This window comes from Streptosporangium carneum (assembly GCF_027922005.1).
GTDB classification, from domain to species: Bacteria; Actinomycetota; Actinomycetes; order Streptosporangiales; family Streptosporangiaceae; genus Streptosporangium; species Streptosporangium carneum.
Window position 1 is genome coordinate 68,633 of the sequence record NZ_BSEV01000031.1, and the last position, 20,903, is coordinate 89,535.

Consider the following 20,903-nt stretch of genomic DNA (forward strand, 5'->3'; position numbering starts at 1 on the left):
GGCGGGACGGGTCCGGCGCTCCTCGTGCCCGGCCCCCGGAACGCCGAACGGCGCCGGTCGTGGTGACCGGCGCCGTAGGGAAGGCGTGTTCTTCGCCGCCTCGTCAGCCGATGCGCCAGGTGTCCCCGGCCAGCAGCAGGTCGTCCAGGTCGCCGGGACCGCGCTGGGCGGCGGCCTCCTCGAGCTGGGCCGACATCAGCTCGTCGTACGACGGGCGGTCGACGCTGCGGAAGACCCCGATCGGGACGTGCTCGAAGGCGGGCTCGTCCAGCCGGGAGAGCGCGAAGGCCAGCGACGGGTCGGGCCGGTGCGCGTCGTGCACCAGGATCTCGCTCTCGGCGATCTCCGCGCGGGAGACCACCTCGATGCCGCCGTCGGCGGAGCGCCGCACCGCCTTCGTGGCGGACACGATCGGCTGGCCGTGCTCGAGACGCAGCGTGATGTCGTCACGCTGCTCCGGGTCCTTCAGCTGGTCGAAGGCGCCGTCGTTGAAGATGTTGCAGTTCTGGTAGATCTCCACCAGTGAGGTGCCCCGGTGCTCGGCGGCCTCGCGCAGCACCGACTGCAGGTGCTTGCGGTCGGAGTCGATGGTCCTGGCCACGAAGGAGGCCTCGGCGCCGATCGCCAGCGAGATCGGGTTGAACGGCTTGTCCAGCGAGCCCATCGGGGTGGACTTCGTGATCTTGCCGACCTCGGAGGTCGGGGAGTACTGGCCCTTGGTCAGACCGTAGATCCTGTTGTTGAACAGCAGGATGTTCAGGTTGACGTTGCGGCGCAGCGCGTGGATCAGGTGGTTGCCGCCGATGGACAGCGCGTCGCCGTCACCGGTGATCACCCAGACCGACAGGTCGGGCCTCGAGGAGGCCAGGCCGGTCGCGATCGCCGGGGCGCGGCCGTGGATCGAGTGGAACCCGTAGGTGTTCATGTAGTACGGGAACCGGGACGAGCAGCCGATGCCCGAGACGAACACCATGTTCTCGCGCTTGAGGCCGAGCTCGGGGACGAACGACTGGACGGCGGCCAGGATGGCGTAGTCACCGCACCCCGGGCACCAGCGGACCTCCTGGTCGGACTTGAAGTCCTTCATGCCCAGCTTGACGTCGGACTTCGGCACGAGGGACAGGCCCCTGCCGTTCTGGATCTCACTCACTGTCGATCACGTCCTGGATCACGCCGGCCAGCTCCTCGGCCTTGAACGGAAGCCCGCGCACGCGGTTGTAGCTGATGATGTCGACCAGGAAGCGGGCGCGGAGCAGCAGCGCGAGCTGGCCGAGGTTGATCTCCGGGAGCAGCACCTTGTCGTAGGCGCGCAGGACCTCGCCGGTGTTGGCGGGCAGCGGGTTGAGGTGCCTCAGGTGGGCCTGGGCGACCTTGCCGCCGGACTTCCTGATCCGCCGTACGGCCGCCGCGATCGGGCCGTAGGTCGAGCCCCAGCCGATGACCAGCACGCGGGCGTCGCCGTCAGGGTCGTCGACCTCCAGCGGCGGGATGTCCTGGGCGATCCCGTCGATCTTGGCCTGGCGCAGCCGGACCATCTTGTCGTGGTTGCCCGGGTCGTAGGAGATGTTGCCGGTGCCGTCGGCCTTCTCGATGCCGCCGATCCGGTGCTCCAGGCCCGCGGTGCCCGGGATGGCCCAGGGGCGGGCGAGGGTCTCCGTGTCGCGCTTGAACGGCAGGAAGGTCGAGCCGTCCTCGCCGTTCGGCGCGGTGGCGAACTCGGTGGAGATGTCCGGCAGCTCGGCCGCGCTCGGCACCTTCCACGGCTCGGAGCCGTTGGCGAGGTAACCGTCGGACAGCAGCATGACCGGCGTGCGGTACTTCACCGCGAGGCGGGCCGCCTCGACGGCCGCGTCGAAGCAGTCGGACGGGGTCGACGGCGCCACGATGGGCAGCGGCGACTCGCCGTTGCGGCCGTACATGGCCATGAGCAGGTCGGTCTGCTCGGTCTTGGTCGGCATGCCGGTGCTCGGCCCGGCCCGCTGCACGTCGACCACGATCAGCGGCAGCTCGGTGGTCACCGCGAGACCGACGGTCTCGGCCTTCAGCGCCACACCGGGCCCCGAGGTCGTGGTGACGCCGAGCGCCCCGCCGAAGGCGGCCCCGAGCGCCGCGCCGACGCCCGCGATCTCGTCCTCCGCCTGGAAGGTGCGGATGCCGAAGCGCTTGTGCTTGGACAGCTCGTGCAGGATGTCGCTGGCCGGGGTGATCGGGTAGGACCCGAGGAACAGCGGCAGCCTCGACTGCACGGAGGCGGCGATCAGGCCGAAGGCGAGCGCCTGGTTGCCGGAGATGTTGCGGTAGACGCCCGGCGGCAGCTTGGCGGGCTTGACCTCGTAGGACACCGAGAAGGACTCGGTGGTCTCGCCGTAGTTCCAGCCCGCCTGGAAGGCCGCGATGTTGGCCTTGGCGATGTCGGGCCGCTTGGCGAACTTGTTCTCGAGGAACTTGATCGTCGTCTCGGTCGGCCGGTGGTAGAGCCAGCTCAGCAGGCCGAGGGCGAACATGTTCTTCGAGCGCTCGGCGTCCTTCTTCGACAGGTCGAAGCCCTCGAGCGCCCTGACCGTCAGCGAGGTCAGCGGCACCGGGTGGACCCGCCACTCGCTGAGCGAGTCGTCCTCGAGCGGGCTGACGGCGTAGCCGACCTTCTGCAGGTTGCGCTTGGTGAACTCGTCGGTGTTCGCGATGATGTCGGCCCCGCGCGGCAGGTCGCCGAGGTTGGCCTTCAGCGCGGCGGGGTTCATCGCGACCAGGACGTTGGGAGCGTCGCCCGGGGTGAGGATGTCGTGGTCGGCGAAGTGGAGCTGGAAGCTCGACACACCCGGCAGGGTTCCTGCGGGGGCGCGGATCTCGGCGGGGAAGTTGGGAAGGGTCGAAAGGTCGTTGCCGAACTCGGCCGTTCCCGACGTGAAGCGGTCACCGGTCAGCTGCATGCCGTCGCCGGAGTCACCGGCGAACCGGATGATGACGCGGTCGAGTTGCTGAACCTGCTTGGTCACAGCTCAGTCCTCCTCGACGCGGAAGGGCGCCGTTGGTGGTGGCACGTTCTCAGTTCCATGCTAGATCCCTCGGAGTAACGCGTGGTCTTTCGCGTTCCACTCGGCGGAGGAGTGTGACAGAAGTCGCAGATCCTCGGCGGCCGCTGAGTTGGAGGTTGGCTCGGGCGTTGCGCGTTGCGGCCGGATGAACACGGCCCGCGTGGGGGTCACGATCGCGAACGGTTGGCCCGACACAGCCCAGCGGCGAGCCGGCACAGGTCGACGTGCAGGCGGCCGAAGAGGACGGTTGGGGTCACGATGCCTAACTATATGTGCCGTGGACGAAGCGGCCTCATCGCCTCTGGCTATGTGCTCATAGCCTCCGGCTATGGCGTGGGCGGTCTCTGCAGGGTCACCGAACCGCCGCCCCGGTCCTCTGAGCTGCCAGGGTTCTCAGAGTCGCCTGAGGTGTAGGTCCTGCCGGACGTCATCCCGCGTGAGCCGTACAGCTCGGGGACGGTCACGAAGGTGTATCCCTTCTCCCGCAGCCGCCGCAGGATCTCGGGGGTCGCGTCGACGGTCGGGGCGTGGACGTCGTGCATCAGGATGATCGCCCCCGGCCTCGCGCCCGCGACGGCCTTGTCCGCGATGGCCTTCGGGTCGGTGCCGCGGATGTCCCCGGTGTCGGTGCTCCAGCGGACCACCGCCAGGCCCAGCTCGCCCGCGATGGAGGCGATCCTGTCGTCCGCCGCGCCGTACGGCGGGCGGATCAGGCCGGGAACCTGCCCGACCGTGTGGGTGAGCGCGTACTGCGCGCGGTTGATCTGGTCGGTGACCTTGATGTCCGGCAGGGCGGTCAGGTCCCGGTGGGACCAGGTGTGGTTGCCGACCAGGTGCCCCTCCCGCATCATCCGCTTGAGCAGCTCGGGCCGGGCGGAGGCGCTGGTGCCGAGGCTGAAGAAGGTGGCCCTGGCGTGAGAGCGGCCGAGGATGTCCAGCAGCCTGCCGGTGTCGGGTCCCGGCCCGTCGTCGTAGGTGAGCGCGACGCACTTGGCCTTGGCGCAGTCCACGCTGCCGGTCTGGGAGCTCGCCGCCGGAGGCTTCGGCACTCCCGCCTCCGCGATGAACTCCTTCCACAGCTCGGGGTTGCGCGTGCCCGTCGCTCCCGCCGCCTCTCCCACGGCGGCCCGCCGCGCCCGCGCCCCCGCCGCCGACAGCAGATGCTCGACGTCGGAGGCCGGCACGGCCACCGCGACCCGGCCCAGGGACGCCGCCCCGACCTGGTGGTCGTCGAACTCCACGACGAGGTCGCCGCGCGGGTTGAAGCCCAGGGAGTCGAAGAAGCGGGGGTCCGCCTTGATCGCGCGCGGGTTCACCCGGGGCCTCAGGCCGGTCAGGCGCTCCCTGACGAGTGAGGCCAGCTCCTCCAGCGCGGCGCGGTCCTTGAGCAGGCCGCTGGAGTCCAGGACACGTCTGTCCCTCCGGTCGTACCAGAGGGTGGTGCGGGACTCCGACCAGGCGGTGCCGACGGACTCGCCGATGCGCAGCCGTACGCCGATCACCTCGTCGGAGGCGGCGGTGAACTGCCAGTCGATGTTGAACTCGCGGTGCGGGAGTTCGGAGTCCCGCGAGGCGTCGCGCCAGAACCGGGCGAGCTGCTCCTTGACCGTCCGCTGGAGCCTGTCGTTGAGGCCGGGGGCGTCGTTGAGGCCGGAGGGGTCGTCGATGGAGGGGTAGGAGGCGTAGACGTGCGGATCGGCGGCGTCGCCCGCGGCCACGGTGCGCACGTTCAGCCCGTAGACCTGGGAGGGGTCCACGTAGTCGATCATCGTGGGCTCGGACGGCAGGGGGTCTCCGACGTCGGGGGACGCGGCGACGGCGCCGCATCCGGTGACGGCTGCGACGAGGAGCGCGATCCCTCCAACGAGTCCCGTTTTGGGCATAAAAGTCACATTAAATGTGCGAAATAGAGTTTTAACCTGCTTTGGGGGTAATGGTACGCAGGCTTTGGCTGCACCGGGTTTGGCCGCTTCACTGCGTGACGAAGGCGGTGGATCCTGCTATAGCTGATCCATGAGGGGCCCGCCCGGAACGCCGGGGCGGGACGGAACCCCGGAGTCCCGGGCAGCCGTCGCCGAGCCCGCGGGAGCCGGAGAGCCGCCGCGAGGCCCGTCGGGAAAGGATGGAGATCCGTGGACGGATACTTCGGCTCCTACACGGTGGTCCTCGCGCTGTTCGCGATCGGAGCGGTGATCGTGACCGGCGCGCTGACGCTCAACCGGCTGCTGCGCCCCGCCCGCCCGACCCCCGAGAAGCTGCTGACCTACGAGTGCGGCGTCGACCCGGTCGGCGAGGGCTGGGCCCAGTCGCAGGTCCGCTACTACGTCTTCACCTACCTCTATGTGGTGTTCGCGGTCGACGCCGTCTTCCTCTTCCCCTGGGCGACGGTGTTCGCCGCCCCCGGCTTCGGGATGACCACGCTGGTCGAGATGTTCGTCTTCCTGGGCTTCATCGCCCTCGGCATCCTGTACGCCTGGCGCAAACGCGTGCTCGTCTGGGCCTGACGCGGCGTCGCGGACGAAAGACCGGCCCCTGGGGCGCGAGCCGCTCGAACCGGGAAGGCCGCCGCAGGAGCTTTCTGACCGGTACTGGAGGAGAATGAACGGTATGGCGGATCTTCCGATGCCCACCGTCGGGCCGGTCTCCCGGCTGGCCCCCAAGCCCATGCGCTTCATCCTCAACTGGGGGCGCCGATACTCCCTGTGGGCGTTCAACTTCGGGCTGGCCTGTTGCGCGATCGAGTTCATCGCGACCTCGATGAGCCGCCACGACTTCATCAGGTTCGGGGTCATCCCGTTCGCCAACGGCCCCAGGCAGGCCGACCTGATGATCGTCTCCGGTACGGTCACCGACAAGATGGCCCCCGCGGTCAAGCGGCTCTACGAGCAGATGCCCGACCCGAAGTACGTGATCTCGTTCGGCGCCTGTTCCAACTCGGGCGGCCCCTACTGGGACTCCTACTGCGTGACCAAGGGGGTCGACCAGATCATCCCGGTCGACGTCTACGTCCCCGGATGCCCGCCCCGCCCCGAGGCGCTGCTCCACGGCATCATGAAGCTCCAGGAGAAGATCGCCGCGGAGAACCTGGAGGATCGGTATGTCTGATCCGACGGGCTCCTCCCGCGCTCCCTCCGCACTCGCGGGCCGCTACGGCGACCGCGTCCAGGTGTCCGGGGCGCCCAGGTCGCCCGGGGCGTCGGGTGAGATCACCGCGGACGTCCGGCCGGACGACTGGATTGATCTGCTGGAGTTCGTCCGCACGGAGGGCTACGAGTTCTTCGACTGGCTCACCGCGGTCGACGACCCGCCCGACGGCTTCCTGGTCGTCGCCCACGTCTTCGACCCCGTCTCGCGGAAGCGCCTGCTGCTGCGCACCCGCGTGCCCCGCGCCGACCCCCGGCTGCCCAGCGCCGTCGGCGTCTTCAGGGGCGCCGACTGGCACGAACGCGAGACCTTCGAGATGTTCGGCGTGATCTTCGAGGGGCACCCGAACCTGGTCCCGCTGCTGCTTCCCGAGGGCTTCGAGGGCTTCCCGCTGCGCAAGGACTTCGTGCTGGCCGCCCGGGTCGCCAAGGCCTGGCCGGGCGCGAAGGAGCCGGGCGAGTCCGACCACGGCTCGCCGAGCCGCCGCAAGACGCTCCCGCCGGGCGTGCCCGCGGACTGGGGGCGCGACGGCTGAACGGGCCGAGGACCGCGGACGCGACGGCCGGGCGGACCGGGACGGCGACCGCCGAACGGGCCGAAGAACGGGCCGAAGAACGGGCCGAAGAACGGGCCGAAGAACGGGAAGGCGACGGCTGAGCCGTTCGACGGCGGGGAATGTGATGACCGAGGAGTCCACCGGCTGGAGGCGCGATGGCTGAGGGAACCGCTGATCGGGGACGCCATGGCTGAGCTGATCGACGCCGCTGTCAGGCTCGTCGCGATCGTCGGGGCCTTCCTGGTGCTGCCACTGGTGGCGGGACAGGCCGAACACAAGGCCATGGCGCACATGCAGGCCCGCCTCGGCCCGATGTACGCCGGGGGCTTCCACGGCTGGGCGCAGCTGATCGCCGACGGCGTCAAGTTCGTCCAGAAGGAGGACGTGATCCCGGCCGCCGCCGACCGCAGGGTCTTCGCCATCGCGCCCGCGGTGGCGTTGATCCCCTACCTCGTGGTGATGGTCGTCATCCCCGTCGGTCCCGGCCTGGTCGGGGTCGACCTGGACGTCGGCCTGTTCTTCGTGCTGGCCGTGATGGGCGTCGGCGTGCTCGGCTCGATCATGGCCGGGTGGTCGTCGGGCAACAAGTACTCCGTCCTGGGCGGGATGCGCTCGGCGGCCCAGCTCATGGCCTACGAGCTGCCGCTGGTCCTGGCCGCCTCCAGCGTCGCGATGGCGGCGGGCACGCTCTCCCTGCCGGGCATCGTGGACGCCTGGCAGTGGTGGTGGCTGCCCTGGCAGGCGATCGGCGGCGTGGTCTTCTTCACGGCGGGGCTCGCCGAGCTGCGCCGCCCGCCCTTCGACATGCCGATCGCGGACTCCGAGATCATCATGGGGCCGATGACGGAGTACACCGGGATCAGGTTCGCCCTGTTCATGCTGGCCGAGTACGCCGGGATCATCGTCGTCTCCGCGCTCACCAGCGTGCTGTTCCTCGGCGGCTGGCACGGCCCCGTGCTGCCGGGACCCGTGTGGACGCTCCTCAAGGTCGCCCTCCTGGTGTTCGTGGTGATCTGGGTCCGGGTGAGCTACCCCAGGCTCCGCGAGGACCAGCTCCAGAAGCTCGCCTGGGTCGGCCTGGTGCCGCTGGCGCTGCTCCAGCTCGCGCTGACGGGAGTCGTCAGAGTCCTCACCGGGTGACGGCCCGGCGATCCGGGGCGGCGCGTCGTGTCGCCGACGCCCTCTGGTCGGCCGTCGGCGTTCCCTCTATCTTCGAGGTGGGCTGGATGGATCTTCAAGGTGGCTTGGAGGGACGCCGGGATGGACGAGAAGCCGAGGAAGACCTTCTGGAGCTCCATCCGGACGACCCCGGTCGAGGCCAGGGTGGTCGCGGCCGCCATGTGGCTGATCGGGATCGTCCTGACCGTCTTCGGCGTGCTCGGCGACCTGAACGGCAGCTGGAGCGACCTGCCCTTCAGCACCAACCTGCTCAGCGCGCTCACCGGCTTCCTGTTCGCGGTCCCCGTCGTGCTCCTGGTGTTCAGGTGGGCCGAGGAGTACCTCAAGGAGCAGCGGGAGGCGCTCATCGCGCGCGAGGAGAGCCTTCAGGCCCAACTCGCGGCAGACAGGGCCCGCATGGAGGAGTTCCTGCAGCTTGCCGGGCACCGGGACGAGGAGGCGCGCGTCGCGGCGCGGCGTGAGGCGGAGACGGTCGTCGCGCTCGCCCCGGCCAGGGACGCGGTCACCCGCATGTGGCCCCTGGTTGACGCGATCTTCGCCGACACGGAACGGTCCGTCCTGCTGGAGGCCCGGCTGGCGGAGGCGGGCCTCCTCCCGACGGGATCGAGGCCCAGGCCCTCGACGCGCTGCGCGCCCTGCTGGAGCTGTGGGCCGAGGTCGTCCCGGCGGCGGACGTCCTCGCTCTGAAGGTCGAGGCGCTGACCGGGGAGTGGGAGGCGGTCCCCGTGGAGGCGAAGGCACGCCTCGAGCGGGACGCGGCCCGGAGCGTCGACGCCGATCTGCGGAGGCTGCGGGACGTCGTGGACGCACGCGACCCGCGCGCGTGGCACGCGAGGATGACGGCGCTGGTGGAGGAGCTGGAGGCGCTGAACTCCCTCGCGAGCATCACGAGGGACGACAAGGGCCTGCACCTGGCGGCCGTGAGGAAGGCCCGCAGGGAGCTCGTCTCGCTCCTCAAGGAGGGCTCGCGCACCTTCCACGATCTGCGCGGCCTGTCGGTCAACCCGACGCTGCTGCTTCTGCCTGACGTGTTCTGACCTCCGGCGGCTTCTGATCTTCGACGGTCACCGATCCCCGGCGGCTTCCGATCTCCGGCGGAGACCGTCTCGCCGTTCCCGGCGGGCGGCGCCCGGTCCGGTTCCGATTTCCGAAACACGGCGCCGGGGCGTTCGAAGCGTGCGCGCCCGGCAAGGAGGAATACCTCTCTGTGAGACCACAGGCCAAGGACGGAACCACATGACCCTCGCGCTCGCCGTGGAGAACGACGACCTGGTCGTCGAGGTGCCGGAGCATCCTCCGGCGCGGCTGCCGCTCACCGGCCAGGACAGGGCGAGCGCGCTGCTGTTGTTCGGCTACCCGGGCAGGGGGAGGACGAGGTACGGCCTGGCGGTGCTCGACGAGTCCGGCCTGGTGATGCTGGAGGCGCCCGGTTCCCGCTCGCGCCGTGAGATAGAGGCGTTCGCGGAGGGCAGCGGGCTGGGGTTCGAGGTCAGGGGCTTCGCCACGGGCGAGGAGGCACGCACGGCGCTCGCCCGCAGGTCCCCGCGCTGGCAGGCGGTGACGTGGCGCAGGCCGCCCTCACCCGTGCCGCGGCTGCGGGTTCCCGGTGAGAGGAGTCTGCGGCCTCCCAAGGGCTCGCCGAGGGTCTGGTGGCGTGAGCAACTGCTCTACGGGCTCATGTGGCTGGTGCTGGCCTACGGCGCCGTCTTCGTGGCGCTGGTGGTGGCCAACATGACGCGCCCGGCAGGGGACCTCAGCAGGGGCATGGGCCCGCTCGGGATCGCGGCCCTGGTCCTGGCGGCGCTGACCGCGGTCGGCGCGGTCGTCATCGTCTGGATCGGCAGGCGGCGGGCCCGGCACAGGACCGCGGACGGGCGCGTGCTCAGGCGGCACGGCGAACCCCGCTGCCGCCTGGTCGTCGTCCACGGCAGGTTGCTGCTGGAGACCACGCGCAGGACCCGTGAGATCGACGCCTCAAGACTGCTGCTGTACTCGGCGGAGTCCGGGGTCACCGGTCTGGTCGTGGGGGACGGGCTGCTCCACCTGCCGGGACGCTGGGACCCGGGGGAGACGGAGCGCTTCGCCGTACGGAACGGCTTCGAACTGGAGACCAGGGCGCTGAGCCGTCAGGAGTACCTCGACCTGACGGCCCGGGTGCGGGACGCGGTGCCCTGACGCCCCGGCGTCGGCGTTCCGGCGCTGCCACGCCTCCGGGCCCCACCGGCCCTCGCCGGGCCCGGACGGCCTTCGGGACGCCCCTCGGCGCGTTCCGAGACCCCTCAGTGCACGATCCGCAGCATGATGTCGGCGGCGGTCGGCCGGTTGCCCGGCTGCTTGTCCAGGCAGTCGGCGGCCAGCGGGCGCAGCGACTGGGGCAGGGCGGACAGGTCCGGATGGTGGTTGATCACCCGGTTGAGGATCGCGGGGATGGTGTCCTCGCCGAAGGCCGCCCGCCCCGAGGCGGAGAAGATCATGGTGGCCGCCCAGCTGAACACGTCGGACTCGGGGCCGATCACCCCTCCGGCGAGCTGCTCGGGCGACATGTAGGCGGGGGTGCCCATGATGTTGCCCGACGTCGCGGTGACCTGGTCGAGGGCTCTGGCGATGCCGAAGTCGATCACACGCGGCCCGTCGGCGCCGATCAGCACGTTGGCGGGCTTGAAGTCCCGGTGCACGACGCCCGCCTTGTGGATCGCGGCGAGCGCGCCCGCGGTGGCCAGGGCCAGCCGGGTCAGGCCGTCCTCGTTGCGGGGACCCTGATCGCGGACGAGCTGCTCCAGTGAGACGCCGTCCACGTACTCGCTGACGATGTACGCCTGGTCGTCGGTGATGTTCACGTCGAGCACCCTGGCCGTCGAGAAGGTCGCGACCTTGCGCGTCGCCTCGACCTCCCGCAGGAACCGCTCCCTGATCATCTGGTTGCCGGTGAGGTGCTGGTGCAGGACCTTGATCGCCACCTTCTGCCCCTGCGGCGTGAGGGCGAGGTGGACTGTTCCCTGGCCGCCCTTGCCCAGGTTCCCGATCAGCCGGTACGGCCCCAGCCAGCCCTGGGGCGAGGGGGACGGCTGGGACGTCTGGGGGTGGTACGGCTGCGAATGGGAGTGCTGGGTGTGGATCTGGGGGTGCTGGGTGTGGACGGGGTGAGGCTGGGGCCGGTGCACGGGCGCGTGCGGGTTCGAGGGGACGCCGGGCGTGTGCAGGTTCGAGGGCAGGGTCGGCGCGGTCGGGTACGGCACGGCCGGAGGCGCGGGATGCGGAAGCAGGAGCCCCGGTCCCGGCAGCCTCGGCACGTCCTGCCGGAACACGGCTCCCCTGATGATCAGCGCGTGTCCCAGCCCGCCGATCCAGCTGCCGAAAAGCCCGACCGTCATGACGGCGTCCAGCCAGCCCGGGATCAGGTCGGTGTCCTCGTAGAGCGAGATCGCGACGACGAACACCCCGATGCCCAGGCCGTAGAGGATGGCCGACATGACCAGCAGCGAGCTCCGCAGCTTGTGGGCGGCGTACGCCATGATCAGAGGCGTCCCCATGCCACAGGTGAACAGGGGGACCAGTGCCCACACCACGCTCAGCCCCGTGTTGGATCGCGGGGGCGGCGACTGATTGTGCCAAGCGGCACCGTACTGGTGGGACATGTGGCGAACAATACGTACTTCTGGGGTGGCTTGTACTCCTCTTCGAGAGTGATTCTGCGGAGGCGCGCGATACTCGAACACACAGACTGTGGATAACTGTTGTGGATAACTTGGGGTGTCGTGGGAGGCGGTCCCGTCCCGACCCCTTCTCCGGGAGTGTTACCGGGCACCACCGCATTCCCGGGCGCGGGTCCATGCGTCATGATGTTGAGTTGTGGCACGGATACGAGGAGTGGGGCTGGCGAAAGGGCTCTCCATCACCCTTCGCCACATGCTGAGCAGGTCGGTGACCCAGCAGTACCCCGAGGTGAAGCCCGACCTTCCTCCCCGGAGCAGGGGGGTGATCGGCCTGGTCGAGGAGAACTGCACGGTGTGCATGCTCTGTGCCCGTGAGTGTCCCGACTGGTGCATCTACATCGACTCCCACAAGGAGACCCTGCCCGCCCCCGAGGGAGGCCGTCCCCGCGCCCGCAACGTGCTCGACCGCTTCGCGATCGACTTCTCCCTGTGCATGTACTGCGGGATCTGCATCGAGGCCTGCCCGTTCGACGCCCTGTTCTGGTCTCCGGAGTTCGAGTACGCCGAGGGCGACATCCGTAACCTCCTTCACGAGAAGGACCAGCTGGCCGCGTGGGCCAGGACCGTCCCCCCGCCGCCCGCCCACGAGCCGAACGCCGACCCGCCCAAGGAACTGGCCGCCGCCTCGCGCCCGTCCCGCCCCACCCCGACCCGTCCCGCCCGTCCCGAGGCCTCCGCCCGTTCCGAGGTTCCTGGCGGTCCTGAGGCTGTGGGTCGTTCCGGGGCTTCGGCTCGCTCTGAGGCTCCTGACCGTCCCGAGGCCGCCGGTCGTCCCGAGGCCTCCGCCCGTTCTGAGGTTCCTGGCCGTTCTGAGGCTGTGGGTCGTTCTGGGGCTTCGGCTCGCTCTGAGGCTCCTGACCGTCCCGAGGCCGCCGGTCGTCCCGAGACCTCCGCCCGTTCTGAAGTTGTTCCTGGCGGTCCTGAGGCCTCCGCCCGCTCTGAGGCTCCTGCCCGTCCTGAGGCGACCCGGCCGGGCGTCGGCGGCGAGTCTCGCCCGGTGCCCGGAGAAACGGCCCCCTCCCCGAGCTCCTCGGGCCCCACGGACCCCTCAGGCCCCACGGACTCTGCAGGCCCCATGAACCCTGTGGGGTCCTCGGACCTTGCGAGGAAGGCGGGACCTGCGGCTCTTCCGGGAGAGACGGGAGCCACCGGCCCCCAGGCCCCCGCAGAGGCCACGCGCGCTCCCTCCCAGGCGGACGCTCCCACCTCCGGCACGGGCACGGGCACGGCGGGCCGTACGACAGAAGGGGCGAGCCGTGAGTCCGGCGAGTCCGGCGCGTCGGGCCTCGCGAGGGGCGGACCTCACGCCACGGTCGGCGGGGTCGGCGGGGCCGACGCGGCGGATCGCGCGGCGGGTGGGCCTGCGGACGACACCGTCGGCGGACCCGACACGACAGAGTCCGGTTCGGGCGCGCCTCAGGGCTCGCCCGACGCGGAAACCCGCTCTCTTGGCACGACCTTGGGCGTTCCCGGTGCCCCGGATGTCGGAGACGTCGGCGCGTCCGGTCCTGGGAGAGCCGCCGCGCCCGGTTCGGAAAGCACGGCTCCTGCCCCTTCCGCCACCCCTGGCCGCACCACGTCTGATCGCACGTCTCCCGCCGCCCAGGCCGCCCCCTCGGACACCGAGGGCTCCGGAACCTCCGGGACTTCCGAGGCCTCCAGGTCCTCCGAGGCCTCCAGGTCCTCTGGGGTCTCTGAGGCGGAAGCGGGCGGGTCCGCGCCCTCGGTCGGGCGAAGGCCTGGGAGACCTGATAGAGCGGAAAGACCGGTGAGGCGCGCCTCGACCGGGCACGCGAGCGTCCGGGCGATCCGGCCGCCGGGAGCCCTTCCCAAGAAGGACGACCCGCCCGCGGGCGGGTCGTCCACAGGTGAGCCATCCGCGGGGAAGTTATCCACAGATGGGGGTGGCGTCCCCCCGGCGGCGGGCACTCCGGAGCAGACTTCTGCCACGGATGCGAACGGAGAGCCCGAGGAGGAGAAGTGACCGAGGTGCCGTCCTATCTGTCACCGACCGGGCAGGAGATCGTTCTCCTGCTTCTGGGTGTGGTGGCCGTCGGGGCGGCGCTGCTCGTGGTGACCACCAAACAGCTCGTTCACGCCGCCCTGTGGCTGGTGGTCTGCTTCGGGGCCCTGGCCGGGAGCTACCTCGTCCTGACGGCCGAGTTCGTCGCGTGGGTCCAGGTTCTGATCTACGTCGGCGCGATCGTGGTCCTGCTGCTGTTCGGCATCATGCTCACCCGCGCCCCGATCGGCAGGGCCGCCGACCTCGACAGCGGAAACCGGCCCGCCGCCGCGGTCGTGGCGATCGCCACCGCGGTCGTGCTGGTCACCGTGGTCGTCGACGGCTTCCGCGCGGCCTACATCCCTCTGCGACCGGGCGCGGGATCCGCCAAGGAGATCGGCTCCAGCGTCTTCAGAAACTGGGTGCTCCCCTTCGAGGTGCTCTCGGTCCTCCTGCTGGCAGCCCTCATCGGCGCCATCGTTCTGTCCCGCACCGACATCCGCGGGAGGGAGTGACGTGCACGTCGTCTATCCGGCGATCGTCTCCGCGCTGCTGTTCTCCATCGGCGTGTACGGCGTGCTCGCGCGCCGTAACACGATCCTCGTCCTGATGTCCGTGGAGCTCATGCTCAACGCGGTCAACCTCAACCTCGTCGTGTTCGACGTGTGGCTGCGTGACCGGTTGCACAGCGGGCAGGTCCTCACACTGTTCGTCATCGTGATCGCCGCGGCCGAGGTCGGCCTCGGCCTGGCGATCATCCTCGCCCTCTACCGCAACCGCCAGACCGTGGATCTCGACCGCCTCCGGACCCTGGCCGAGTCCACGGACGCACGACGGACCGACGCGGCCACCGTCACCGCCGGAGACGCCGGCAGAGACGGAGAGGGAGACCGAGATCGGGGCCGCGGTGAGGATCAAGTCCGAGGCCGAAGTCCCGCCACACCACTCGACCCCAACCCCGGCACCAACCCCGGCACCAACCCCGGCACCAACCCCGGCACCGCCTCCGGCACCGGCACCGCCTCCGGCACCGACACCGGCACCAACATCGGCACCGGCACCGGCACCAACATCGGCACCGACACCGACACCGACACCGACACCGGGACAGTCACCGACACCGACACCGACCCCGACACCGGAACAGTCACCGGTCCAGATCCCGCCCGAATCGTGCCCGGACCCGTCAACGGGACAGGTGACATGCCATGATCACCGTCGCTGCCGTCGTCATCCTGTTGCCGTTCGTCTCCGCGGCCGTCGGGCTTCTGGGCTCCCGGTTCCCCGGCGGAGCCCGAGGCGGTCCCGCCGACCTGGCCGCGAACCGCAGGGCCGCCTGGATCGCGGTCGTCCCCACCGCGATCTCCACGGTGCTCGCGATCTGGCTGGTCTACGCCGACTGGACCGGCGCGGGAGAAGGGCGAGGGGAGCCGTTCCCCGGAGCCGGTGGATCCGCGGGCCCACCGACGGTCGACGGCGTCACCGGCACGCTCGACGTCATCCCCACGGGATCGCTGCCGATCTCGGTCGGCCTGCTCGTCGACGCGCTCGCCGCGTCGACGGCGGTGCTGGTGACCGTGGTCGCGCTGGCGGTGCAGGTCTACTCGATCGGTTACATGGCCGCCGACCGGCGTTATCCCTCGTACAGCTCGTTCATCAGCCTGTTCACCAGCGCCATGCTCTTGGTCGTCTACGCGGCGGACCTTCTCCTCCTCTATGTGGGCTGGGAGGTCATGGGGCTGTGCTCCTACCTGCTGATCGGCCACTGGTGGGAAGACCGCGCCAACTCCCGGGCGGCGGTCAAGTCGTTCCTGGTGACCCGGCTCGGCGACGTCGGCTTCCTGTTCGGGATCTTCGTCCTGGGCGCGGCGGCCGGAAGCTTCCGGATCGCCGACGTCATCGCGAAGGTCCCGGAGATGTCCTCCGGCACGGTCATCACCGCGACCATGTTGCTGCTCGCCGGGGTCGCGGGAAAGAGCGCCCAGGTTCCGCTGCACACCTGGCTCCCCGACGCGATGGCCGGTCCCACCCCGATCAGCGCGCTCATCCACGCCGCGACCATGGTCGCGGCCGGGATCTTCCTCGTCGCCCGCCTCTATCCGGTGTTCATCCAGGCGGGCCCGACCCTGGACGTGCTCGCGGTCCTCGCCGCACTCGGCATGCTCGGCGCGGCCCTGGCAGCCCTGGCCCAGAACGACCTCAAACGGGTCCTCGCCTACTCCACGATCAGTCAGCTCGCCTACATGGCGGGCGCCCTGGCGGCGGGGTCGGAGAGTGCCGCGATCTTCCACCTGATCACCCACGGTGCCTTCAAGGCACTGCTCTTCCTCTGCGCCGGAGCCGTGATCCACGCGGTCGGCTCCAACCTCATGAGCGCGATGGGCGGGCTGCGCAGGCAACTGCCGGTCACCTTCGCCGCGATGACGATCGGCTTCGCCGCCCTGATGGGCCTTCCTCCAGCCAGTGGTTTCTTCAGCAAGGACGAAGTGCTGGTGGCCATGGAGCGAGCTCTGGCCGAGGGGCCGCTCACCGACGCGGCGGCCCTGCTGCTGTACGGCTGCGCGCTGGCCACCGTCGCGGTGACCGGCGCCTACGCCACCCGGGCATGGCTGCGCACCTTCTTCGGAGAACGTCGCGGCATGCCCCATACGCCCGGCGCGGCCCACACCGTCGTGTCTCCTGAGTCCGGCACGGCCCGCGCCGCCGTACCCCGCGACCTCGGCACGTCTCACGAGGCCGTACCCCGCGACCTCGGCCCGCCTCACGCCGTCGTGCCTCAGCCCGGCGTGGTCCACGCCGTCGACGTCCATGAGACCCCCGCGACCATGCGCTGGCCGATCGTGATCCTCGCGGTGCCCGCACTGCTCCTGGGATTCGCGGGCGTCGCGGACGTTCACTGGGGAACCGCAGCCCTCGGCGTCGTGCTGGCGCTGCTCGGCGCGGGAGTGGTCTACGCCGTGTGGCGCAGCGATCCCCTGAGCGACCCGGCCCGAGTGCTCGGTCCCTTCCGCACCCCGTTCGAGCAGGCCTTCTACGTCGACTCCGCCTACCGTGCGCTGTTCGTCCTGCCGGTGCTGCATCTCGCCCGTCTGGTCGCCCGCACCGACGATCGCGTGGTGGACGGCGCGGTGCGCGGCTCGGGCAGGGCGACCCTGGGCCTGGCGGGCCTGACCCGCCTGGCACAGAACGGCAACGCGCAGCTCTACGTCACCGGTCTTCTCGCGGGCGTCCTCATTCTCGCGGTGGGGGCGGTGATGCTCGCATGAGCGTCTCCCCAGACTCTCGCCGCTTCCTGCGCGCCATGACCTCGGCATTCTGGAAGAACGGCCGGGGCGTGATCTCGACACCGGGTGAGGTGATCGGTCCATGAGCTGGGTGCTGATCGCGCTGCTCGGGGTGCCGCTGGCCGGGGCGGCCGTGCTGCTCGTGCCCTCGAGGCCTGCGCCGTCCGGGACCAGGACCAAGGCCGGGACCGAGACCAACGCCGGGACCGAGACCGGGACCAGCACCGGGGCCGAGACCGGGGGCGGGGTCGGAACCGGCACCGGTGCTGGTGCCGGCACTGGGACCGGGGCTGGGCCTGGGGGCGGGACCGGAACTAACACCGGGACCAGGACCAGCACCGGGGCCGGGGGCGACGCCGGAGGGCGGCTGCTCAGGACGCATGCCCTGGTGGTGTCCGGGGTCACGTTCGGGCTCTCCCTGATTCTGGTCGCCGCGTTCGGCGGCGATGCGGCGGGTGCCCGGTTCTCGACCGATCTGGCCTGGGTGCCCGGACTCGACCTCAGGTTCCACATCGGCGTGGACGGCGTCTCCCTGCCGCTGGTCGTGCTGACCACGCTGCTGACGTTCCTCTGTTTCGTCTACCTGTGCTGGGGGCGAGCCGACGGGCCGGGGCAACTGCTGCAGCCGAAACCCGGCGGAGGGCGTCCCCGCGCCCTGGTGTTCACGCTGCTCGTCCTCGAAGTGGGCATGATCGGCACGTTCCTCGCGCTCGACCTGCTGCTGTTCTTCGTGTTCTTCGAGATCGTCCTCATCCCGATGTACTTCGTGATCGCCATCTGGGGCGGCCGCGCCCGGCGGGCGGCGGCGATCAAGTTCATCCTTTACACGCTGCTCGGTTCCGTCGTCCTCCTCCTCGGCCTGCTGTTCGTCTGGGCGCAGACCGGCACCCTGGACATGGTCGCTCTCGCCAGGGCGCACGGGGCGGGCATGTCCCGCTCGGCGCAGGTCCTCGCCTTCGTGGCCGTCGGCATCGGGCTCGCGGTCAAAACCCCGATGTGGCCTCTGCACACATGGTTGCCCGCCGCCCACACCGAGGCGCCCACCGTCGGCTCGGTGCTCCTGGCGGGAGTCCTGCTCAAGATGGGCACGTACGGCTTCGCCCGCATCGCCATCCCGATCCTGCCCGAGGGCGCCGCGGCCGTCGCCCCCTGGCTCGGAGCCTTCGCGGTGATCGGCATCATCTACGGCTCTCTCGCCTGTCTCGCCCAGCGCGACCTCAAGCGGATGATCGCCTACTCGTCGATCGGCCACATGGGGTTCGTGCTCCTGGGCTTCGCCACGCTCACCCCGGTCGGCGTCAACGCCGCGCTGTTCGGCAACGTCGCCCACGGCCTGATCACCGGGCTGCTCTTCTTCGTGGTCGGGGCGATCAAGGAGCGCTACGGCACCGCGGACATCTCGGCGCTCGGCGGCGGCATGCTGGGGCGTCTGCCGCGCCTCGCCTCCCTGCTCACCTTCGCCTGTGTCGCCTCCCTCGGCCTTCCCGGTCTGGCGGGGTTCTGGGGCGAGATGCTCGCCCTGCTCGGCGCCTTCGAGCCCGCCCCCGGCCTTCCCCGCTCGCTCTACCTGACCTTCATGGCCATCGGAGGTCTCGGCGCGGTCCTCACCGCGGCCTACTTCCTGGTCATGCTGTCCCGAGTCACTCACGGCCGCTCGATCGAGATCGTCCATGCTCCGCTGCTCGCCTCGGCGGGCGGCGCGGGACAGGCGGCGGGGGACGTCACGGCGGGGGACGTCACGGCGGGGGACGTCACGGCAGGGGACGTCACGGGAAGCGTCACGGCGGAGGACATCACGGCAGGAGGCGTCACGGCAGGAGGCGTCACGGCAGGGGGCGTGACGGCGGAGGACGTCACGGGAAGCGTCACGGCGGAGGACGTCACGGCGGGAGGCGTCATGGGAGGCGTCACGGTGGGCGGGGAAGACGACGGTCCGGCTGTCCCCGCACACGCCCGAGCCGGGCGCATGCGAGACGTCACCGGTTACGAGCTGGCCGCCTGGGTGCCGCTGGTCGCCCTGATCCTGCTGCTCGGCCTCTGGCCGAAGGTGCTCCTGTCCGCCACGGACCCGGTGGTTCAGAGTCTGCTGGGGGTGCCGTGATCCAGTCGATCGACTACTACGCGGTCGCGCCGCTTCTGGTCCTCGCGCTCACCGGCGGCCTCGTGCTGTTGCTGGACGCCTTCCTGCCGCGCGGGCCGTACGCCCGTCCCGCACTCGGCGCGGTCACCCTGGCGGGGGTGCTCGCGGCTCTGGGCGTCGTGGTCTCACAGGCCTTCCGCGCGGGAGAAGCCATGCGGACCTTCTGCGTGCCCGACGGGCTGGCCGGCGTCGCCGGGGCGGCTCCCGGTTCGCCGGACCTCGTGGCCTCGGCCGCGCCGTCAGGAGCACAACTGGGGGCGGCATCGGGAGCGCTCTGGGGAGCATCTCCGCAGGCGCCGCCGGCGACGGTGCCGTGCTCGTTCGTGGTCGACGACTTCACCCTGATCTTCGCAGGGCTCGCCCTGGCCGCGGGCGTCATCGTGGTGCTGCTGTCCATGGCTCAGCTCGCCTCCGGCGAGATCCCCGTCGGCGAGTGGTACTTCCTGCTGCTCTGCACGCTGACCGGCGCGGTCGCCCTGCCCGCCTCCCGAGACCTGATCATGCTGGTCGTCGCGCTTGAGCTGGTCTCGCTGCCGGTCTTCGCGCTCACCGCGCTCAGACGTTACGACGGCCGAAGCTCGGAGGCGGCGGTCAAGCTCTTCCTGGTCTCGGTGGTCTCCACCGCGGTCATGCTCTTCGGGGTCTCCCTGCTGTACGGCGTGACGGGGACGGTGTACCTCGAGCGGCTGGCCCAAATCCTGCGCGAGCCGCTCACCGGAACGCCGCTCACCGGAACCACCGCGCCCGGGGCGGCCCAGCCCCCCGGCACCGGAGCGTTCACCGCACCCCAAGGCCACGAGGCCTTCACCGGACCCTCTGGTCATGAGGCTCTCACCGGAGGCCGTCTCTCCGAGACCCTCGCCGGGGCCGACGGCTCAGGAGCCTATGTCTCCTCGCTCCACATCGCCTACGACCCGCCGCCCGTGCTCACCGTGGCCGTCGTCCTGGTGCTGGCCGGGTTCGCCTTCAAGATCGCGGCGGTGCCGTTCCACGCGTGGGCGGGCGACGTCTACCAAGGAGCGCCGGTGCCGGTCGCGGCGCTGCTCTCGGTGATCTCCAAGGCGGCCGGGTTCGCCGGGGTGATCCTCATCCTCGCCGGAGCTCTGGGAGGCCAGGCGGGCACCTGGGTCCCGCTGGTCGCGATCATCGCCGCGCTGACCATGACGGTCGGCAACCTCCTCGCCCTGCGTCAGCGCCACGCCGTGCGCCTGCTCGCCTGGTCCTCGGTCGCCCAGTCGGGTTACATCCTCGCCCCCCTCGGCGTTCACGACGACGAGGCGACAAGCGCGTCGATCGCCTACCTGGTGTTCTACGCGGCGATGAACCTCGGGGCGTTCGCCGTGGTGATGCTGGTGTCGCGGAGCCGGCCTCGCAACGAGCTGGACGACTACCGGGGGCTGGCGTTCCGCAACCCGGTCGCGGGCGTGGCGCTGGTGTTCTTCCTGGTCTGTCTGGCGGGCCTGCCGCCGGGGCTGGCGGGGATGTTCGCCAAGATCGTGGTGTTCCGGGAGCTCGTCGGAGGCGGTGGGGCCTGGCTGGCCGCGGTGATGGCCGTCAACACGGTCATCGGCCTCTACTACTACGTCGCCTGGGCTGTGCGGATCCTCACTCCGGTCCCGGTCGGCGAGGGGAGCGGCGCCGAGGCGGGCGGCGGCCGTACCGGGTGGGTGCCTGTGGGGATCGCGATCGCCCTGGCCGGGGGTGTCGCACTGGTGTTCTCGCTCGCCCCGCAGGTGGTCCTCGACCTTCTCCCGGAGGCTCTCGTCGCCTCCGGCTGAGCGCCCCAGGAAACTCTCGTCGCCTCCGGCCGGGCGCTTCCGGGAACGTTCGGCCAGGCCGGAGACGTTGGA

General features: G+C 70.6%; 17 protein-coding genes and 1 pseudogene. 13 read left to right on the forward strand and 5 right to left on the reverse strand.

All coding sequences use genetic code 11. The features are described from left to right. Positions 1-103: 103 nt before the first annotated feature. From PKF00_RS38120 to PKF00_RS38130, 4 genes are all read right to left on the reverse strand, one after another. Positions 104-1,150, reverse strand: coding sequence for a 2-oxoacid:ferredoxin oxidoreductase subunit beta (locus PKF00_RS38120; protein ID WP_271222611.1), 1,047 nt, complete (start codon positions 1,148-1,150; stop codon positions 104-106). Further along, positions 1,143-2,996, reverse strand: a complete 1,854-nt coding sequence (locus PKF00_RS38125; protein ID WP_271222612.1) for a 2-oxoacid:acceptor oxidoreductase subunit alpha — start codon at positions 2,994-2,996, stop codon at positions 1,143-1,145. The genes PKF00_RS38120 and PKF00_RS38125 overlap by 8 nt, the downstream gene beginning before the upstream one ends. Before the next feature lie 206 nt (positions 2,997-3,202). Further along, on the reverse strand, positions 3,203-3,292 hold the full coding sequence (locus PKF00_RS44785) for a putative leader peptide (RefSeq protein WP_369011196.1): 90 nt from the start codon (positions 3,290-3,292) through the stop codon (positions 3,203-3,205). A gap of 69 nt (positions 3,293-3,361) precedes the next feature. After that, positions 3,362-4,918 (reverse strand): polysaccharide deacetylase family protein, encoded by a 1,557-nt coding sequence (locus PKF00_RS38130; RefSeq protein ID WP_271222613.1) that lies wholly within the window; start codon positions 4,916-4,918, stop codon positions 3,362-3,364. A 249-nt stretch (positions 4,919-5,167) separates the two neighbouring features. Between PKF00_RS38130 and PKF00_RS38135 the strand changes: the two genes are divergently transcribed. The 7 genes from PKF00_RS38135 (at position 5,168) to PKF00_RS38165 (ending at position 10,089) form a co-directional block, all read left to right on the forward strand. Beyond that, a complete protein-coding gene (locus PKF00_RS38135) occupies positions 5,168-5,539 on the forward strand; it encodes an NADH-quinone oxidoreductase subunit A (RefSeq protein WP_271222614.1) in 372 nt (123 codons plus the stop codon). 103 nt (positions 5,540-5,642) lie between these two features. Next, positions 5,643-6,140, forward strand: a complete 498-nt coding sequence (locus PKF00_RS38140; RefSeq protein WP_425582223.1) for an NADH-quinone oxidoreductase subunit B — start codon at positions 5,643-5,645, stop codon at positions 6,138-6,140. After that, on the forward strand, positions 6,133-6,714 hold the full coding sequence (locus PKF00_RS38145; RefSeq protein WP_271222615.1) for an NADH-quinone oxidoreductase subunit C: 582 nt from the start codon (positions 6,133-6,135) through the stop codon (positions 6,712-6,714). Before PKF00_RS38140 ends, PKF00_RS38145 begins: the two co-directional genes overlap by 8 nt. 207 nt (positions 6,715-6,921) lie before the next feature. Further along, positions 6,922-7,875: an NADH-quinone oxidoreductase subunit NuoH gene (gene nuoH / locus PKF00_RS38150; RefSeq protein WP_271222616.1), complete on the forward strand. Its 954-nt coding sequence runs from the start codon at positions 6,922-6,924 to the stop codon at positions 7,873-7,875. Positions 7,876-7,995: 120 nt separating this feature from the next. Continuing rightward, positions 7,996-8,601: a hypothetical protein gene (locus tag PKF00_RS38155; protein WP_271222617.1), complete on the forward strand. Its 606-nt coding sequence runs from the start codon at positions 7,996-7,998 to the stop codon at positions 8,599-8,601. Between the two features lie 38 nt (positions 8,602-8,639). Next, positions 8,640-8,951, forward strand: coding sequence for a hypothetical protein (locus PKF00_RS38160; protein ID WP_271222618.1), 312 nt, complete (start codon positions 8,640-8,642; stop codon positions 8,949-8,951). Between the two features lie 199 nt (positions 8,952-9,150). After that, positions 9,151-10,089 carry a hypothetical protein gene (locus tag PKF00_RS38165; RefSeq protein WP_271222619.1) on the forward strand — a complete coding sequence of 313 codons (939 nt, stop codon included), beginning with the start codon at positions 9,151-9,153 and terminating at the stop codon, positions 10,087-10,089. Positions 10,090-10,193: 104 nt separating this feature from the next. On the opposite strand, the gene PKF00_RS38170 is transcribed toward PKF00_RS38165, so the two are convergent. Beyond that, on the reverse strand, positions 10,194-11,549 hold the full coding sequence (locus tag PKF00_RS38170) for a serine/threonine-protein kinase (RefSeq protein ID WP_271222620.1): 1,356 nt from the start codon (positions 11,547-11,549) through the stop codon (positions 10,194-10,196). 376 nt (positions 11,550-11,925) lie between these two features. Between PKF00_RS38170 and PKF00_RS38175 the strand changes: the two genes are divergently transcribed. The 6 genes and pseudogenes from PKF00_RS38175 (at position 11,926) to PKF00_RS38200 (ending at position 20,831) form a co-directional block, all read left to right on the forward strand. Beyond that, positions 11,926-13,611 carry a 4Fe-4S binding protein gene (locus PKF00_RS38175; RefSeq protein ID WP_271222646.1) on the forward strand — a complete coding sequence of 562 codons (1,686 nt, stop codon included), beginning with the start codon at positions 11,926-11,928 and terminating at the stop codon, positions 13,609-13,611. After that, positions 13,608-14,144 carry an NADH-quinone oxidoreductase subunit J family protein gene (locus tag PKF00_RS38180; RefSeq protein ID WP_271222621.1) on the forward strand — a complete coding sequence of 179 codons (537 nt, stop codon included), beginning with the start codon at positions 13,608-13,610 and terminating at the stop codon, positions 14,142-14,144. Before PKF00_RS38175 ends, PKF00_RS38180 begins: the two co-directional genes overlap by 4 nt. 1 nt (position 14,145) lies before the next feature. Continuing rightward, positions 14,146-14,448 (forward strand): annotated as a pseudogene (gene nuoK / locus PKF00_RS38185) (NADH-quinone oxidoreductase subunit NuoK); the annotation flags it as partial. A gap of 389 nt (positions 14,449-14,837) precedes the next feature. Continuing rightward, positions 14,838-16,895 carry an NADH-quinone oxidoreductase subunit 5 family protein gene (locus PKF00_RS38190; RefSeq protein WP_271222622.1) on the forward strand — a complete coding sequence of 686 codons (2,058 nt, stop codon included), beginning with the start codon at positions 14,838-14,840 and terminating at the stop codon, positions 16,893-16,895. Positions 16,896-16,995: 100 nt separating this feature from the next. Next, positions 16,996-19,014, forward strand: coding sequence for an NADH-quinone oxidoreductase subunit M (locus tag PKF00_RS38195; RefSeq protein WP_271222623.1), 2,019 nt, complete (start codon positions 16,996-16,998; stop codon positions 19,012-19,014). After that, entirely contained in the window at positions 19,011-20,831 is a 1,821-nt protein-coding gene (locus tag PKF00_RS38200; protein ID WP_271222624.1) for an NADH-quinone oxidoreductase subunit N, read from the forward strand. Before PKF00_RS38195 ends, PKF00_RS38200 begins: the two co-directional genes overlap by 4 nt. Positions 20,832-20,903 lie beyond the last annotated feature (72 nt).